This is a genomic window from Streptomyces sp. NBC_00572, assembly GCF_026341815.1.
In the GTDB taxonomy this organism is placed as follows: Bacteria; Actinomycetota; Actinomycetes; order Streptomycetales; family Streptomycetaceae; genus Streptomyces.
This window is the reverse complement of sequence record NZ_JAPENX010000001.1, coordinates 4,707,891-4,725,010: the sequence shown is the minus strand read 5'-3', so window position 1 is coordinate 4,725,010 and position 17,120 is coordinate 4,707,891. Positions and strand designations below refer to the sequence as shown.

Here is a 17,120-nt window from a genome sequence, read left to right as displayed (position 1 = left end):
TTGACGACGGCAGACCACCGCTGATAAACCTTCGCTTCACTCACCGTCAGCCCAAGATCCACGACAGATCCCCCGACGCGAGGTCACGTCCCATGGTCATGGTCACGAAGGTTCCGCCCCGTCCCGCCCCCGCCCACAGAGCCCTCCGTCTGCTGCTCGCCTCCGGTGTCACCGCCGTCTCGCTCGTGGCCGTCCCCGGTACCGCCGTCGCGGAGGACGACAAGTCCGCGGGGAACACGCTCACCGTCGCCGTCTCGCAGAGCATCGACTCGCTGAGCCCGTTCCTCGCCCAGAAGCTCACCTCGACCAGCATCCACCGGCTGGCCTACGAGTACCTCACCAACTACGACGCCAAGGACGCCCGCACCATCCCGGGCCTGGCGACCGCGTGGACCCCCTCGGCGGACAAGCTGACGTGGACGTACACGATCCGCGAGGACTCGAAGTGGTCCGACGGGAAGCCGGCCACCGCCGAGGACGCGGCCTGGACCTTCAACAAGATGATGACCGACCCGAACGCCGCCACCGCCAACGGCAGCTTCACGGCCAACTTCGCGCAGGTCACCGCGCCCGACCCGAAGACGCTCGTCATCCGGCTGAAGAAGCCGCAGGCGACGATGACCGCGCTCGACGTGCCGATCGTGCCCAAGCACGTCTGGGAGAAGGTCGGCGACTTCTCGAAGTTCAACAACGACAAGCAGTTCCCCATCGTGGGCAACGGTCCGTTCGTCATCACGGACTTCAAGGTCGACCAGTACATCAAGCTCAGGCCGAACAAGACGTTCTGGCGGGGCGCGCCGAAGTTCGACGAGCTGGTCTTCAAGTACTACAAGGACGGGGACGCCGCTGTCGCCGCGCTCCAGAAGGGTGAGGTGTCCTTCGTACCGAACCTGACGCCCGCCCAGGCCACGGCGCTCAAGACGCAGAAGAACGTCAAGGTCAACGACGCCCCCGGGCGCCGCTTCTACGCCATCGCCACCAACCCGGGCGCGAAGGCCCAGGACGGCAAGACCTTCGGCAACGGCCACAAGGCGCTGCTCGACCCGGAGGTGCGCAAGGCACTCTTCCTCGCGGTCGACCGCACCACCCTCGTCGACAAGGTCTTCCAGGGGCACGCGGTCGAGGGCGAGGGCTACATCCCGCCCCGCTTCGGCTCGTACTTCTGGAAGCCGGAGGGCGGACAGAAGCGCGCGTACGACCCCGTCGGGGCGGAGAAGGTCCTCGACGCGGCCGGCTATCGGAAGAACGCCGACGGGAAGCGGGTCGGCAAGGACGGCAAGCCGCTGGAGTTCCGGATCCTCTGTCACGCCACCGACCCGAACGACAAGGCGGTCGGCAAGTACCTCCAGGAGTGGTGGGGCAAGCTGGGCATCGGTCTGAAGGTCGAATGCCTGGACAGCGTCTCGGACCCGTGGGTCAAGGGTGACTACGACCTCGCGTTCGACGGCTGGTCGGTCAACCCCGACCCGGACTACGTCCTGTCGATCCACACCTGCGGCACGCTCCCCTCGACGCCGAAGGACTCCGGGGCCACCGACAACTTCATCTGCGACCAGCAGTTCGACGGGCTCTACGCACAGCAGGCGGTGGAGTACGACACCGCCAAGCGGGCGGATCTGGTCAAGCGGATGCAGTCCCGGCTGTACGACACGGGGTACATGAACATCATGGCCTACCCGAACGCCCTCGAGGCGTACCGCACGGACCAGATCAAGTCCATCACGACCATGCCCGAGGCCGCCGGAAACCTGTGGGGCCAGGACGGCTACTGGAGCTGGTGGTCGGCCGTGCCCACCACCGCCTCGTCCGACAGCGACAGCTCCGGCTCCTCGGCGAACATCTGGCTGATCCTCGGCCCCGCCGCGCTCGTCCTCGTCGCCGTGGGCGTCTGGACCGCCCGCCGACGTCGCACCACCGCCGACGACCGCGAGTAGTCCGTGACGACAGCGAGCACCCCCGCCGACGTGGCGCGGGCCGAAGAGGCCCGCGCCACGGACGGCGCACCCCGCACCGGTTCCTCCCTCGGCTATCTCCGCCACGCGGCGGGCAAGCTGGGCGGCGCGCTCGTCTCCCTCTTCGCCGTCCTCGTCACCAGCTTCTTCCTCTTCCGGATCATCCCCGGTGACCCGGTGAAGGCGATGACGCACGGCATCCCCACCTCCGCCGAGCAACTCGCCACACTGCGACGCCAGTTCGGCCTCGATCTGCCGCTGTGGCAGCAGTTCACCGACTACTGCGCCAAGGCGCTCAGCGGCGACCTCGGCACCTCGTTCCAGTTCCGCGCCCCGGTCGGCGAGCTGATCGCGGAGAAGCTGCCCGCGACACTGCTGCTCACCGGCGTCGCCGTGGTGATCTACTCGGCGCTCGGGCTCTGGCTCGGCACCCGTTCGGCCTGGCGCCACGGCGGTCTCGGCGACAAGCTGAACACCGGGATCGCGCTGACCCTGTGGTCGGTGCCCTCCTTCTGGCTGGGGCTGCTGCTCATCATCGTGTTCTCGGTCGGCATCGGTCCGGTCCCCGGGCTCTTCCCGACCGGCGGCATGGAGTCGGGCACGGGCGAGACCGGCTTCGCGTACGTCCTCGACGTCGCCCACCACCTCGTCCTCCCCGTCGTCACGCTCGTGGCCGTCGGCTATGCGCAGACCCTGCTCGTGATGCGCTCCTCGCTCCTCGACGAGATGGGCGGCGACTATCTGACGACGGCGCGGGCGAAGGGGCTGCGCGACGACGACGTGCGGCGCCGGCACGCCGTGCCGAACGCGCTCCTGCCGACCGTGACCATGATCTTCATCAACCTGGGCCATGTGGCGGCCGGTTCGATCCTGGTGGAGACGGTGTTCTCCTGGCCGGGGCTCGGCGGGCTGTTCTACCAGGCCCTGAGCGTGCCCGATCTGCCGCTCGTCCAGGGCCTGTTCGTGGTCTTCGCCGGAGCGATGATCCTGATGAACCTGATCGCCGACCTGCTCTATCCGCTGCTCGACCCCAGGGTGGGCCGATGACCTCGACCGAGCCGACGCTGTCGTCGGCGGCCTCTCTGCGGTGGGAACGCCGCCGCAGCTCGGTGGCCCGCTTCTGGCAGGCGTACCGCACCCATCGCGCCGGGCTCTTCGGCCTCGCCGGACTCGCCCTCATCGCGCTGCTCGCGCTGACCGCCCCGTGGACCGTCGGCGCCGACGTGCAGTCCGTGACGCAGGCCCCGGGCACCGCGCTGGAGTCACCGAGCGCCGAATTCCCGCTGGGCACCGATCAGTTCGGGCGTTCGCTGCTCGGTCTGCTGATCTGGGGAGCGCGGATCTCGCTGCTCGTGGGGCTGCTGGCGGCGGCGCTCTCGGTCGCCATCGGCACCCTCGTGGGGATCATCGCCGGGCACTACGGCGGCTGGTTCTCGACCGTCGTCATGCGGATCACCGACTGGTTCCTGGTGATGCCGACGCTGGTCCTGGCGATCGTGCTCGCCACCGTCATGTCCCGGTCGATGTGGACGGTCGTCATCGCCATCGGGGTGACCTCCTGGCCGACCACCGCCCGCCTGGTGCGGGCCCAGACGATCGCCGTCGAGTCCCGCCCGTACATCGAGCGGGCGACCGCGCTCGGCGGCGGCCACGGCCACGTCATGAGCAAGCACGTGCTGCCGAACGTGATGCCGCTGGTCCTCGCACAGACCACCCTCGGCATCTCGACCGCCATCCTCACCGAGGCGACCCTCGCCTTCCTCGGGCTCGGCGACCCGACGGTCGTCTCCTGGGGCGGGATGCTCCAGGACGCGCGCGAGGCCGGCGCGGTCTCCTCCGGGCACTGGTGGTACCTGGCCCCGCCCGGCATCGCCATCGCCCTGGTCGCGCTGGCGTTCACGCTCTGCGGCCGGGCCGTGGAGTCCGTGCTCAACCCGAAGCTGGGGGTGGGTCGATGACTGCGCAGAGCCTCCTGGAGGTACGGGACCTGAGGGTGACGTACGGGTCGGGCGCGGCCGCCGTGCCCGCCGTCCGCGGGGTCGACCTGACCCTGGAGGCGGGCAGCAAGCTCGGCGTGGCCGGCGAGTCCGGCTGCGGCAAGTCCACGCTCGCGCTCGCGCTGCTGCGCCTCCTTCCCGCGTCGGCGCGGATCGAGGGGCAGATCCTGCTCGACGGCGACGACGTCCTCGCCATGACGTGGGGGCGGCTCCGGGCCGTGCGCTGGGCGGGCGCGTCGATCGTCTTCCAGGGCGCGATGCACTCGCTGAACGCCGTGCACCGGATCGGGGAGCAGATCGCCGAACCGATGCTCGTACACGGGCGCGCGACCCCGGCGGCGGCCCGCAGGAAGGTCGGCGAGCTGCTCGAACACGTCGGTCTGCCCGCCGCGCGCGCGGCCGCCTATCCGCACGAGCTGTCCGGCGGGCAGCGGCAGCGCGTGATGATCGCGATGGCGCTCGCCTGCGACCCTCGGCTGATCGTCGCGGACGAGCCGACGACCGCGCTCGACGTGATGATCCAGGCGCAGATCCTGCGGTTGATCGAGCGGCTCGTCGCCGAGCAGTCCATCAGCCTCCTGATGATCAGCCACGACCTGGCGGTCCTCGCCGACACCTGCGACCGGCTCGCCGTGATGTACGCGGGCCGGGTCGTCGAGGAGGGGCCCGCGCGGGCGGTGTACGAGTCCGCCCACCACCCTTACGGCCGGGCGCTGTCCTCGGCGTTCCCCCGCGTCGGGGACCTCGCGTCCCGGCGGGCACCGCGCGGACTGCCCGGCGACCCGCCGGACCCGGCGGAGCTTCCCGCCGGCTGCACCTTCCATCCGCGCTGCCCGGTGGCGGTGGACGCCTGCACGGAGCTCGACCAGGAACTGCGGGACGCCGGCGCGGGACACCGGGCCGCCTGCGTCCACGTCGGGAGTGCGTCATGAGTACGGAGACATCCACCGCGCCCACGGAGACGTCCACCGGGTCGCTGCTGTCGGCACGTGGACTGCATGTCACCTTCCCCGGGCGGCGGGGCGCGCCGCCCGCGCGCGCCGTCGACGGGGTGGACCTGGACATCGGCGCGGGCGAGATCGTGGCCCTCGTCGGGGAGTCGGGCTGCGGCAAGACGACCCTGGCCCGCTCGCTCCTCGGCCTGGTCCGTCCCACCTCGGGGACGATCGCCTTCGACGGGAAGCCGCTCGCCTACTCCTCCGGGGCCCTCAAGGCCTACCGGAAGCGGGCGCAGCTGGTCCTCCAGGACCCGAGCGGCTCGCTGAACCCCCGGCACACCGTGTACGACGCGGTGGCGGAGGGGCTGCGGATCCACGGATACGCGGGCGACGAACGGGAGGCGGTCGCCGGCGCCCTCGCACGGGCCGGACTCCGTCCTCCGGAGCGCTTCTTCCTTCGCTACCCGCACGAGCTGTCCGGCGGGCAGCGGCAGCGGGTGGTCATCGCGGGCGCGCTGGTCCTGGAGCCCGAACTCATCGTCGCCGACGAGCCGGTGGCCTCGCTGGACGCGTCCGTACGGGGCGAGATCCTGGCGCTGCTGCTGCGCCTGCGGGACGAACTCGGCCTGTCCGCCCTGGTGGTGACGCACGACCTGGGGCTCGCGTGGAACATCGCGGACCGGGTGGCGGTGATGTACCTGGGCCGGATCGTGGAGACGGGGACGGTGGAGTCCGTCCTGACCCGGCCTCGACATCCGTACACACAGGCGTTGTTGTCGGTGCTTCCGGAGTCCGGTGGAGCTCCGGTGGTGCTGACCGGTGAGCCCCCGGACCCGTCCCGCATCCCGTCCGGCTGCCGCTTCCACGCCCGCTGCCAGGTCCTCGCCTCGGGCGAGGCGGCAGCGGTCGCGGAGCGCTGCCGCGGCGAGAGCCTGCCGGTCCTGGGCGGCGGCGGGGAACAGGCGGTGGCCTGCCACTGGGTGACGCGGGAGGCGGCGGTCTGAGCCGGTCGGCTCAGGGGGTGACGGGGTTGGCGGGCGGCTCGCCCTGACAGGCCTAGGGGTTCTCCAGGTCGTACGCCTCCGTCAGCTCGCGGCAGCGCTTCACGTCGCCGGCCATCGCTTCGAGGAGGTCGTCCAGGGTGTCGAACTTGAGCATTCCGCGGACGTACTCCAGGAACTCCACGGCCACGTGCAGCCCGTACAGGTCGAGGCCCTCGCGGTCGATCGCGTACGCCTCGACCGTCCGCTCCGTGCCGTCGAACTGCGGGTTCGTGCCGACCGAGATGGCCGCCGGCATCCGCTCCCCGTCGGCCGTCAGCCAGCCGGCGTAGACGCCGTCCGCCGGGATCGCGGTGTGCGGGAGGGTCTCGACGTTGGCCGTCGGGAAGCCGAGCTCGCGGCCGCGCTGCGCGCCGCGGACCACGATGCCCTCGACCCGGTGCGGGCGGCCGAGGATCTCGGCGGCCCCGGCCATGTCGCCCTCGGCGACGAGCCGGCGGGTGAGGGTGGAGGAGAAGGGCTGGCCGCCGCCCGCGGAGCCGCTGACGTACAGGTCGATGACCTCGACCTCGTAGTCGTAGGTGGCGCCGAGCTCGGACAGGAAGGCGACGTTTCCGGCGGCCCGGTGTCCGAAGCGGAAGTTGGGGCCCTCGATGACGGCCTTCGCGTGCAGCTTGTCGACGAGCACCTTGACGATGAAGTCGGCCGGGGACAGCTGCGAGAACTCGGCGGTGAACGGCAGCACGAGCACCGCGTCCACGCCGAGGCCGGCCATCAGCTCGGCGCGCCGGTGGTGCGGGGCGAGCAGCGGCGGATGGCTGCCGGGCCGTACGACCTCGGAGGGGTGCGGGTCGAAGGTGACCACGACGGACGGGACGCCGAGTTCCCGGGCGCGCTCGACGGCACGCCCGATGATCAGCTGGTGCCCGCGGTGCACCCCGTCGTAGGAGCCGATGGTGACGACGCTGCGCCCCCAGTCCTGGGGGATGTCCTCCAAGCCACGCCAGCGCTGCACTGTGACCGCTCCTCGTCCGCCTGTTCGCCGATTACGCAGGTCTAAGACTGCCATGCCCACGGCCATCGGTTCGCATCGGCATGGAAGTGCCGTGGCTCAGCATCGTCCGGAGGGTCTCCTGACCGAGCAGCGGCGCCCAGCGGGCGGGGTCGGCAACCGTCCAGGCGGCGAGCAGCGCGGCGAAGGCGGGCCGCGTGCGGACGAGTCCCGCGAGGACCGGGTCGAGCAGCCCGGCGCCTTCGGGGGTACGGGCCCACAGCTCGCCGACCCGGTGTGTGAGTGCCCGGGTGCGCGGCTCGCTGCGCCGCTCCGCGCCCTCCGCGGCGGCCGTCAGGAGGGCGTCCAGGACGGTGAACTCCCCCGATTCGGACTCGTACCGCTCGTGCTCCAGGAGTACGTCGAGCAGTTCGGCCCGCAGATGCCGGGAGGCGCCGGTGCCGGGGGCGGCGAGGACGGGAGCGAGGGCGCGGCGGACCCGCGCGGGGCGGCCCCGGATCAGGCCCGAGACGAGCGGGAAGAGGACGGTGCGGGCCGCCGGGCCGTACTCGAACCGCCGGTCGACGAAGTCGGCCACGTGCCCGGCGCCCTCGGGGTGGCGGGCGACGTACTCGCGGACGAGGGAGGCGACCCGGCGGGCGAGGGCGGGCGTGTCGACCTCGGCGAGGGCGCGCAGGGCGGCGGCCGGGACCTCGCCCGTGCCGTGCAGCCGCCCCCCGAAGGCGGCCAGGACCGGCCCGGGGTCGGCCGCCAGGGCCTCGGCGAGGGCGCTCGCGGGCACCTGGGACTCGGCCAGGGCGCGGGGCAGATGGCGGTCCCGGGTGTGCGGGTCGCGGATCAGCAGGCCGAGGGCGGCGCCGTGGAGGGTCCGGTCGCCTGGTCGGGCGAGCAGGGCGAGGGCGGCGTAGCGGAGGAGTTCCCGGTCGGTGGCGCCGGTGGCGTGACCGGCGACCAGCTGCCCGTACGTGGCGGCCGCGACGCGCCGCTCCGGGCGCCCGTCGTCGTGGGCCCAGCGGTCGACGGCCCGGCAGACGGCCGAGGGCTCGTCCTCGGCGAGGGCGGCGAGGAGTCCGTCGGCGAGCGGGTGGGCGGTGGCGACGAGCGCCTCGCACAGGTCGTCGACGGCGAGCCCCCGATGGGTGTGCAGGAGGGCCTGGGCGGCGGTGGCGACGGTGGCGTGCGGGGCGCCGGGGAGGGGGCGCTCATCGCCGAACCAGCGGCAGAGCAGCGGCTGCACGCCCCGGGGGTCGGCGGCGAGCAGGGCGGCGACGGCGTCGAGCGACCGGTCTTCGCGGGGTTCCGGGCCGGCCGGCCGGTCGGCGGGGACGAGCCGCCGCAGCAGATCGATCCGCTCGTCCTCCCCGAGCGGAAGCCCCAGCCAGAACTCAGGGCCGAACGCGGCGAACACGGCGTGCCGCTCGGCGCGGGCCCCGATCCGGTCGGCGAGCAGCCGCAGCACGGGCAGGTACGGCCGGGGGTCCGGCAGCCGCCGCACGCTCTCCCCGAGCAGCCGGGCGGCCCACCAGGGCCCGTCGCCAGGTGCCCCGCGCTCCTCGTCCGCGAAGCCGGCGAGGGCCTCGGCCAGCGCGGCGAGACGGGGGGCGAGGGCGGCCGGGCCGCGCTCCCGGTGGAGCAACAGGAGCGCCTGGAGGACGGGGCCGATGCGGTGGCGCGGAACGGGCGGGGGCGCTTCGTCGGGGGTGCGTTGCCGGGGGACGGCGGACGGGTCGGTGGGGTCGGCGGGTCGGGCAGCTGCTTCAGGACCGGCGAGTGGGCCGGAGGGGCACGCCGGAGGGGATCCGAGCCCCGGGGAGAGGAGTGCCTCCAGGGCGCCGTCCAGGTCCAGGTGTGCCGCCTGCACCCAGTCCGCCAACTCCTCGTGGGCGAAGCGGTAGCCGGAGCCCGCGGGCACCAGCAGTCCTTCCGTGAGCACCGCCGGGGCCCAGCCCTCCCGCCAGGGGAAAAGCTCCTCGAAGGAGGCCCGGTCGAGGACGCCGTGCCCGGGGCCGAGGCAGCGGCGGGCCGCCTCGTGGACCTGGCCGGTCACCCGCGCGGCGAGGCGGCGGACGCCGTTCCCCCGGAGGAGGGGCCGGGTGCCCGCGGCGATCCGGACGGCGATCCGCAGGCACATCAGGTCCAGATGGGCGGTGAAGATCTCCTCGCGGCCCGGCCGCCCTGGTACGTCTCCGGGCAGTGCGGCCCGTACCTCGGCGAGCAGGCGCAGGGCCAGCGGGTGGCGGGCGTCGGCCTCGGCGAGGTCCGTCTCCCCGAGCCCGTACCCCTCGCGTACGGCCCGTGCCTCCGTCGCGGAGTACGGCCCGAGGACGAGGGCGGCGGGCAGTGCGGCGGGCAGTCCGTCCCGGGGGCCTGGCGTCGGCTTGTGCAGCGCGCCCGGGCCGTAGAGGGCCCCGGCCCGTTCCCAGTGCTCGGGGCGGCAGGCGGTGACGAGGTGGGCGTGGTGGGCGCGGAGCCAGTCCTCGGTGGCCGCCGTCCACTCGACGAGCCGGTGGGCGAGGAGCGGCGGCATCTCCTCGGGGCCGTCGAGGACGACGAGGAGCGGCCGGCCCGCCTCGTGGGCGAGGGCGGCGGCCCGTTCCGGGGTGGCGGTGGCGGGGTCGCCCAGAGCCCCCGAGGCAGCGACGATCCGGCCGGCCTGCTGGAGCGCGCGGCCGACGGCGTCGGCGAGCGAGCCGTCCTCGGCGCGCAGGTCGGCGCCGCGCAGCCGGACGGTGGGGGCGGGCGCGACGCCCCGGGCGCGGCGGGCGCAGAGGGCGGCGAGGGCCGTGGTGCGGCCGGTGCCGGGGGCGCCGACGAGGGCGAGGACCGGCGTCCCGCCCGCCGTGAAGCGGGCGAACTCGCGGACGCACTCGGGCCGTTCGACCGGTTCGGGCCAGGGTCCGGGTTCTCGTACGGGGCCGGTGGAGGTGGCGGTGAGTTCCAGGATTCCGGCGAGGTTGAGGTCGGGTCCGTAGGCGGGGACGGTGGCGGCGTTGCGCCGGAGGAGGGCGGTGAGGGGGCCTTCGGGCCGGAGCGGCACGGCGTATCCGGCGGCCTGGCGGTCGCCGTGCAGGGCGGTGCCGAGGACGGCGAGGACGGTGCCGGTGGTGGTGTCGAGGACGGGCCCGCCGGCGGCCTGTCCGCCGAGGCGGAGGGCCTCGGCGCCCTCGGTGCCGATGGCGAGTTCGAGGGCGTCGGCGAGGGCGTGGAAGCGGTCGGTGGCGGTGTACGTGACGGCGGCGGGCCCGAGCACCCGGGCCTCGCGCCAGCCGTGGGCGGCGATCCGTACGTACGTGCCGGGTTCGATCTCGGCGCGGGTCGCGAGCGGCAGCGGGCGTACGTCGAGCCCTTCGGTCCGTACGAGCGCGAGGCCGCTCTCCGGCAGGGGGGTGACGGCCTCGGCCTCGGCGAGCCAGGTCCGGTCGCCCGGGGCGTGCAGGACGACACGGCTGAGCCCGTCGACGGCTTCGTGACTGGTGACGACCGTTCCGTGGTGGTCGGCGAGGAATCCGGTACCGCGAGGCCGGCCCGCCAGATCGCAGATCCGTACCAGCGTCGCCAGGTCCCCGCGTCCCATGGTGTCGACGGTAGGCCGCCGGTGATCACACGAAGAACCAGGAAGGGAAACGCGCCCCCTGGCACTCCCCCGTTCACTCCGAGCGCCTCCCTGATCGGGTGATTCTTCGGCGTTCCACCGGACAGGCTCTCCCGGGGGAAAGGTGGGGGAACAACGTGGGGCGGGCACGCGCGCGTGCCCGCCCCACGATGAACCGCTGGGATCAGCCGAAGACGGCGAGGCTCTTGGCCTTGCCCCGATGGTCCTCGACGAGCGCGAGAAGCGTCCCGTCGGGTCCGTAGACCGCGACCGGACCCGCCGGGTACTCCGGCATCTCCAGGCGCACGCCGTTCAGCAGCAGCTTGGCCCGCTTCTCGTCGACGTCCCACCGGGGGAACGCCGCCGAGGCCGCGTCGGCGACCGGCATGACCGTGAGCTCCTCCTGGAGCTGGTCGAGCGTCTTCGCCGAGTCCAGCTTGTACGGGCCGACCCGGGTGCGGCGCAGCGCGGTCAGGTGACCGCCCACGCCGAGCCCGGCGCCGAGGTCCCGGGCGAGCGCCCGGATGTACGTACCGGAGGAGCAGACGACGGAGACGACCAGGTCGACGACGGGGGTGCCGTCCTCTGCTGTCGCCTCACGGACGTCGTACACCCGGAAGGAGGAGACGGTGACCGGGCGGGCCGGGATCTCGAACTCCTCGCCGCCCCGCACGCGCGCGTACGACCGCTTGCCGTCGATCTTGATCGCGGAGACCTTCGACGGCACCTGCATGATGGCGCCGGTCAGCTCGGCGACGCCCGCGTCGATACCCTCACGGGTCACCTTGGAGGCGTCGACGGAGGCCGTGATCTCGCCCTCGGCGTCGTCGGTGACCGTCGTCTGACCCAGGCGGATGGTGCCCAGGTACTCCTTCTCGGTCAGCGCGAGGTGACCGAGAAGCTTGGTCGCCCGCTCCACACCGAGGACGAGGACGCCGGTGGCCATGGGGTCGAGCGTGCCGGCGTGGCCCACCCGGCGGGTCTTCGCGATCCCGCGCATCTTGGCCACGACGTCGTGCGAGGTGAAGCCCGACGGCTTGTCCACGATGACAAGGCCGTCGGGCGTGCGTGCTGCGTTGCTCATTCGGCGGCTTCGTCCTCGCCCGGCTTCTTGTAGGGGTCGGCCTCGCCCGCGAAGGCGGCGCCCGAGGACGCCTCCCGCACCTGGGCGTCCGAGGCCCGCGCCTTGTCGAGGAGGTCCTCGATGGTCTTGGCGTTCTCCGGGAGGGCGTCGGCCACGAAGGCCAGCGTCGGGGTGAACTTGGTCCCGGCCGCGCGGCCCACGGCCGAACGGAGGATGCCCTTGGCACTCTCCAGGCCGGCGGCGGCGCTCGCCCGCTCCTCGTCGTCGCCGTAGACCGTGTAGAAGACCGTGGCCTCCCGCAGGTCGCCGGTGACGCGGGTGTCCGTGATGGTCACGTGCGTGCCCAGGCGGGGGTCCTTGATGCCGCGCTGCAGCTTCTCGGCGACCACCTCCCGGATGAGGTCTGCCAGCTTCTTCGCCCGCGCGTTGTCGGCCACTGGTCCTTCTCCTTCTTTGCCTTGCTCAAAATCAGTCTTCATCAGTGTGGAGCCTGCGGCGCACCGACAGCAGCTCCACCTCGGGACGGGCGGCGACGAGCCGCTCGCACCGGTCCAGTACGTCGCTGAGGTGTCCCGTGTCCCCCGCCACCATCGCGACGCCGATCTCGGCCCGTCGATGGAGGTTCTGGCCGCCGACCTCCGCCACGCTCACCGCGAATTTCCGCTGGAGCTCGGCGATGATCGGCTTGACGACGGAGCGTTTCTCCTTCAACGAACGTACGTCGCCGAGGAGCAGATCGAAGGACAGTGTCCCCACATACATAGGTGTCCGGATGTCCCGCCGGTTCGGGTTCGGTGTGCCCGCCGACCGCTCGGCGGGGACATCCGAAACCGTACACGCAACGGCCGGGGCCGATCGACGGAATACTTTCCGCCGACCGGCCCCGGCTCACTGCTGCGATCGGATCGCTCCGACCCGACGCGATCAGTTGCGCGGCTTCTCGCGCATCTCGTACGTCGCGATGACGTCGTCGATCTTGATGTCGTTGAAGTTTCCGAGGTTGATACCGCCCTCGAAGCCTTCGCGGATCTCGGTGACGTCGTCCTTGAAGCGGCGCAGACCGTGGATCGTGAGGTCCTCGGCGATGACCTTGCCGTCGCGGACGAGGCGCGCCTTGGTGTTGCGCTTGACCTCGCCGGAGCGGATGAGGACACCGGCGATGTTGCCCAGCTTGGACGAGCGGAAGACCTCGCGGATCTCCGCCGTACCGAGCTCGACCTCTTCGTACTCCGGCTTGAGGAGGCCCTTGAGCGCCGCCTCGATCTCCTCGATCGCCTGGTAGATGACCGAGTAGTACCGGACGTCGACGCCCTCGCGCTCCGCCATCTGCGCGGCACGGCCGGCCGCACGGACGTTGTAGCCGATGACGATGGCGTCGGAGCCCATGGCCAGGTCGATGTCCGACTCGGTGACCGCACCCACACCGCGGTGCAGGACACGGATGTCGACCTCTTCGCCGACGTCGAGCTGGAGCAGCGAAGCCTCCAGGGCCTCGACCGCACCGGACGCGTCGCCCTTGATGATGAGGTTGAGTTCCTGGACGAGACCGGCCTTGAGCACCTTGTCGAGGTCCTCGAGGGACACCCGGCGGACGCGCTTGGCGAAGGCGGCGTTGCGCTCACGCGCAGCGCGCTTCTCGGCGATCTGACGGGCCGTACGGTCCTCGTCGACAACCAGGAGGTTGTCGCCGGCACCCGGGACGTTGGTGAGACCCAGGACCAGGACGGGAGTCGACGGGGTCGCCTCCTCGACGTTGTTGCCCTTGTCGTCGAGCATCGCCCGGACACGGCCGTACGCGTCGCCGACCACCACGGTGTCGCCGATGCGCAGCGTTCCGCGCTGGACCAGGACGGTCGAGACGGCACCGCGACCACGGTCGAGGTGGGACTCGATCGCAATACCCTGCGCGTCCTGGTTCGGGTTGGCCCGCAGGTCGAGCGAGGCGTCGGCGGTGAGGACGACGGCCTCCAGCAGGGAGTCGATGTGCAGACCCTGCTTGGCGGAGATGTCGACGAACATCGTGTCGCCGCCGTACTCCTCGGCCACCAGACCGAACTCGGTCAGCTGACCGCGGACCTTGGTCGGGTCCGCACCCTCGACGTCGATCTTGTTGACCGCGACGACGATCGGGACGCCGGCGGCCTTGGCGTGGTTGAGCGCCTCGATCGTCTGCGGCATGACACCGTCGTTGGCCGCGACCACGAGGATCGCGATGTCGGTCGACTTCGCACCACGGGCACGCATGGCGGTGAACGCCTCGTGACCCGGGGTGTCGATGAAGGTGATGCGACGCTCTTCGCCGTTGACCTCGGTACCCACCTGGTAGGCACCGATGTGCTGGGTGATGCCACCGGCCTCGCCCGCGACGACGTTCGTCTTGCGGATCGCGTCGAGAAGTCGGGTCTTACCGTGGTCGACGTGACCCATGACGGTGACGACCGGCGGACGGGAGACCAGAGCCTCTTCGCCGCCCTCGTCCTCGCCGAACTCGATGTCGAAGGACTCGAGGAGCTCGCGGTCCTCTTCCTCCGGCGAGACGATCTGAACGGTGTAGTTCATCTCCTCGCCGAGCATCGTCAGCGTGTCGTCGGAGACGGACTGCGTGGCCGTGACCATCTCACCGAGGTTCATCATCACCGCGACGAGCGACGCCGGGTTGGCGCCGATCTTCTCGGCGAAGTCGGTGAGGGAAGCACCGCGCGACAGGCGAATGGCTTCGCCGTGGCCGCGAGGCAGCATCACGCCGCCCACGGACGGGGCCTGCATGGCCTCGTACTCCTGGCGCCTCTGACGCTTCGACTTGCGACCGCGACGCGCGGGACCGCCGGGGCGACCGAAGGCGCCCTGCGTGCCACCACGTCCACCCGGACCGCCGGGACGGCCACCGAAGCCACCGGGACGACCGCCGAAGCCGCCGCCACCGCCGCCGGGACCACCCGGACGACCGCCGCCGCCACCACCGGGACCACCGGGACGACCGGCGAAGCCGCCGCCGCCACCGCCGGGACCGGCCGGACGACCGGCGAAGCCGGGACGACCGCCGCCGCCACCGCCGGGACCACCCGGACGGCCGCCGGGGCCACCGGGACCACGGCCACCGCCGCCGGGACCGGGACGCGGGCCGGCAGCGGGACGCTGCGGCATCATGCCCGGGTTGGGACGGTTACCGCCGGGCGCGCCGCCCGGACGGGGAGCCTGCGGGCGAGGCATCCCACCGGGGGTGGGACGCGCGCCGCCCTGACCCTGCGGGCGCGGAGCGCCGCCGGGGCCACCCTGCGGACGCGGGGCGCCCGGAGCGGCACCGGGGCCGCCGGGACGGGGAGCGCCGCCACCCGGACGGGGCGTCTGCGGACGCGCCATGCCGGTGGAGCCACCCGAGGTGAAGGGGTTGTTGCCCGGACGCGGACCGGCCGGACGGGCACCGCCCGGACGGGGAGCGCCCTGGCCCTGCGGACGCGGGGCACCCTGGCCCTGCGGACGCGGCGCGCCCTGACCCTGCGGACGGGCGGGACGCTCGGGGCGGTCGCCGGTGGGACGGGGTCCCTGGGCGGCGCCACCGGGGCGCTGACCGGCGGCGGGAGCCGACGGGGGCGCGGTGAACTCGGGTGCGGCCGGAGCCGGCGTGACCGGCTTGGGCGCGGGCTTCGGGCCCGGGCGGGGGCCCGAGGCGGCCGGAGCCGTGGAGGGGGTGCTGCTCGCGGCGGGCGCGGCCGGAGTGACCGGGGCCGGCGCCGCAGGCGCGGCGGGGGCCGGCTTGGGGGCCGGGGCGCCGGGCTTCGGGGCAGCGGGACGAGCCGCGGCGGCCGGAGACGGCGCCGCGGGGGAAGGCGCCGCCTTGCGGGGCGCGCCGGGCTTGGCAGCGGTCTTGCCGGCGTTGCCGCCGGGACCCTGCAAAGCGTCAGTCAACTTGCGCACGACCGGCGCCTCGATCGTCGAGGACGCCGAACGGACGAATTCACCGAGTTCTTGGAGCTTGGCCATGACGACCTTGCTCTCCACACCGAACTCCTTGGCGAGTTCGTATACCCGGACCTTAGCCACTTTGCTCCTTTGTGAGGTCCGGGTTACCGCCGGACCGTCGCTACTTCATGGGCGTACTCATCGCGTACTCATCGAGTGCTCATCGCAATCTCGACCTACTTCCAACTCGCGAGGTACCTGACCGCACGGTGTTCCGTGCCGTACTTCTTGTTCACTGCGGTGCCGGCTGTTCGATGTGATGACGTAGTTCCGCTGTTTCGAGCGGGCCCTGGACCTTGAAGGCCCTCGGGAACGCTCGGCGGCGGACCGCCAGATCGAGACAAGCCACGGCGGGGTGCAGGTACGCACCCCGGCCGGGCAGCGTACCGCGATGATCAGGAACGCACTCGTCCTCGCTCACCACGATCCGCAGTAGATCGCTCTTGGCCGCTCGCTCCCGGCATCCCACACAGGTTCGCTCAGGGCACGCGCAGGCATGCGTCCGGCCAGACACGGTTAAGTCTACCTCCCCGTACCGACCTCACCTGTTTGGGGCAAGAATCGAACAGTTGTTGGCCAAAAACGGTCTCAGTTCTCCGGACCGTCCAGCTCGGTGTCCGGCCGGATGTCGATCCGCCAGCCGGTGAGGCGCGCGGCGAGGCGGGCGTTCTGGCCCTCCTTGCCGATCGCCAGCGACAGCTGGTAGTCCGGCACCGTCACCCGGGCGGAGCGGGCCATCATGTCGACGACCTCGACCCTGGACACCCGAGCCGGGGAGAGCGCGTTCGCCACCATCTCGGCCGGGTCGTCCGACCAGTCGACGATGTCGATCTTCTCGCCGAGCAGCTCCGCCATCACGTTGCGGACACGGCTGCCCATCGGGCCGATGCAGGCGCCCTTGGGGTTCAGGCCCGAACGGGTGGAGCGGACGGCGATCTTGGTGCGGTGGCCGGCCTCACGGGCGATGGCCGCGATCTCGACGGAACCGTCGGCGATCTCGGGCACCTCCAGGGCGAACAGCTTCTTCACCAGATTGGGGTGGGTGCGCGAAAGGGTGACGGACGGACCGCGGACGCCCTTCGCCACCCGGACGACGTACGTCCGCAGACGCAGACCGTGCGTGTAGTCCTCGCCCGGCACCTGCTCCTGCACCGGAAGAATGGCTTCCAGCTTGTCGTCCAGCCGGACCAGGACGTTCTTCGGGTCCTTGCCCTGCTGCACCACACCGGCGACGACATCGCCCTCGCGGCGCGCGTACTCGCCGAACGTCACGTCGTTCTCGGCGTCCCGCAGTCGCTGCTGGATCACCTGGCGGGCGGTGCTCGCCGCGATCCGGCCGAAGTCGGACGGGGTGTCGTCGAAGTCCTTGGGCTCCTGGCCCTCCTCCAGGTCGGAGGGGTCTTCCTTCGCCCACACCGTCACGTGACCGGTGAGCCGGTCCAGCTCCACACGCGCGTGGCGGCGGGCGTCGGGGGTGCGGTGGTAGGCGATGAGGAGGGCCGACTCGATCGCCTCGACCAGCAGGTCGAAGGAGATCTCCTTCTCATTCGCCAAGCCCTTGAGCAGCTTCACGTCGATGTCCAC

General features: G+C 72.2%; 13 protein-coding genes. 5 read left to right on the top strand and 8 right to left on the bottom strand.

Annotated elements, in window-relative coordinates:
- Positions 1-98 precede the first annotated feature (98 nt).
- Genes OG514_RS21955 through OG514_RS21935 form a run of 5 tightly spaced genes read left to right on the top strand, consistent with a single transcriptional unit; the run spans position 99 to position 5,891 of the window.
- The gene (locus OG514_RS21955) at positions 99-1,934 is read left to right on the top strand and encodes an ABC transporter substrate-binding protein (protein WP_266900921.1); all 1,836 of its coding nucleotides are present in this window, start codon (positions 99-101) and stop codon (positions 1,932-1,934) included.
- Between the two features lie 3 nt (positions 1,935-1,937).
- On the top strand, positions 1,938-2,999 hold the full coding sequence (locus OG514_RS21950) for an ABC transporter permease (RefSeq protein WP_266897314.1): 1,062 nt from the start codon (positions 1,938-1,940) through the stop codon (positions 2,997-2,999).
- Positions 2,996-3,910, top strand: coding sequence for an ABC transporter permease (locus tag OG514_RS21945; RefSeq protein ID WP_266897312.1), 915 nt, complete (start codon positions 2,996-2,998; stop codon positions 3,908-3,910). Before OG514_RS21950 ends, OG514_RS21945 begins: the two co-directional genes overlap by 4 nt.
- Positions 3,907-4,881, top strand: a complete 975-nt coding sequence (locus tag OG514_RS21940) for an ABC transporter ATP-binding protein (protein WP_266897310.1) — start codon at positions 3,907-3,909, stop codon at positions 4,879-4,881. Before OG514_RS21945 ends, OG514_RS21940 begins: the two co-directional genes overlap by 4 nt.
- Entirely contained in the window at positions 4,878-5,891 is a 1,014-nt protein-coding gene (locus tag OG514_RS21935) for an ABC transporter ATP-binding protein (RefSeq protein ID WP_266897308.1), read from the top strand. Before OG514_RS21940 ends, OG514_RS21935 begins: the two co-directional genes overlap by 4 nt.
- A gap of 52 nt (positions 5,892-5,943) precedes the next feature.
- Here OG514_RS21935 and OG514_RS21930 read toward each other — a convergent pair whose 3' ends face one another.
- The 8 genes from OG514_RS21930 to nusA all read right to left on the bottom strand — a co-directional run bounded on the left by OG514_RS21930 (position 5,944) and on the right by nusA (position 17,120).
- A complete protein-coding gene (locus OG514_RS21930; protein ID WP_266897306.1) occupies positions 5,944-6,903 on the bottom strand; it encodes a bifunctional riboflavin kinase/FAD synthetase in 960 nt (319 codons plus the stop codon).
- Positions 6,904-6,934: 31 nt separating this feature from the next.
- The gene (locus OG514_RS21925) at positions 6,935-10,474 is read right to left on the bottom strand and encodes a serine protease (protein WP_266897304.1); all 3,540 of its coding nucleotides are present in this window, start codon (positions 10,472-10,474) and stop codon (positions 6,935-6,937) included.
- A gap of 202 nt (positions 10,475-10,676) precedes the next feature.
- Positions 10,677-11,576, bottom strand: coding sequence for a tRNA pseudouridine(55) synthase TruB (truB, locus tag OG514_RS21920; RefSeq protein WP_266897302.1), 900 nt, complete (start codon positions 11,574-11,576; stop codon positions 10,677-10,679).
- Positions 11,573-12,013 (bottom strand): 30S ribosome-binding factor RbfA, encoded by a 441-nt coding sequence (gene rbfA, locus OG514_RS21915; protein WP_266897300.1) that lies wholly within the window; start codon positions 12,011-12,013, stop codon positions 11,573-11,575. Before rbfA ends, truB begins: the two co-directional genes overlap by 4 nt.
- A gap of 31 nt (positions 12,014-12,044) precedes the next feature.
- Positions 12,045-12,338: a DUF503 domain-containing protein gene (locus tag OG514_RS21910; RefSeq protein WP_266897298.1), complete on the bottom strand. Its 294-nt coding sequence runs from the start codon at positions 12,336-12,338 to the stop codon at positions 12,045-12,047.
- Positions 12,339-12,500: 162 nt separating this feature from the next.
- Complete coding sequence (gene infB / locus OG514_RS21905) at positions 12,501-15,617, bottom strand: translation initiation factor IF-2 (RefSeq protein WP_266897296.1); 3,117 nt, start codon at positions 15,615-15,617, stop codon at positions 12,501-12,503.
- Positions 15,618-15,768: 151 nt separating this feature from the next.
- The gene (locus tag OG514_RS21900) at positions 15,769-16,050 is read right to left on the bottom strand and encodes a YlxR family protein (RefSeq protein ID WP_266897294.1); all 282 of its coding nucleotides are present in this window, start codon (positions 16,048-16,050) and stop codon (positions 15,769-15,771) included.
- 74 nt (positions 16,051-16,124) lie between these two features.
- Positions 16,125-17,120, bottom strand: coding sequence for a transcription termination factor NusA (gene nusA, locus OG514_RS21895; RefSeq protein WP_266897292.1), 996 nt, complete (start codon positions 17,118-17,120; stop codon positions 16,125-16,127).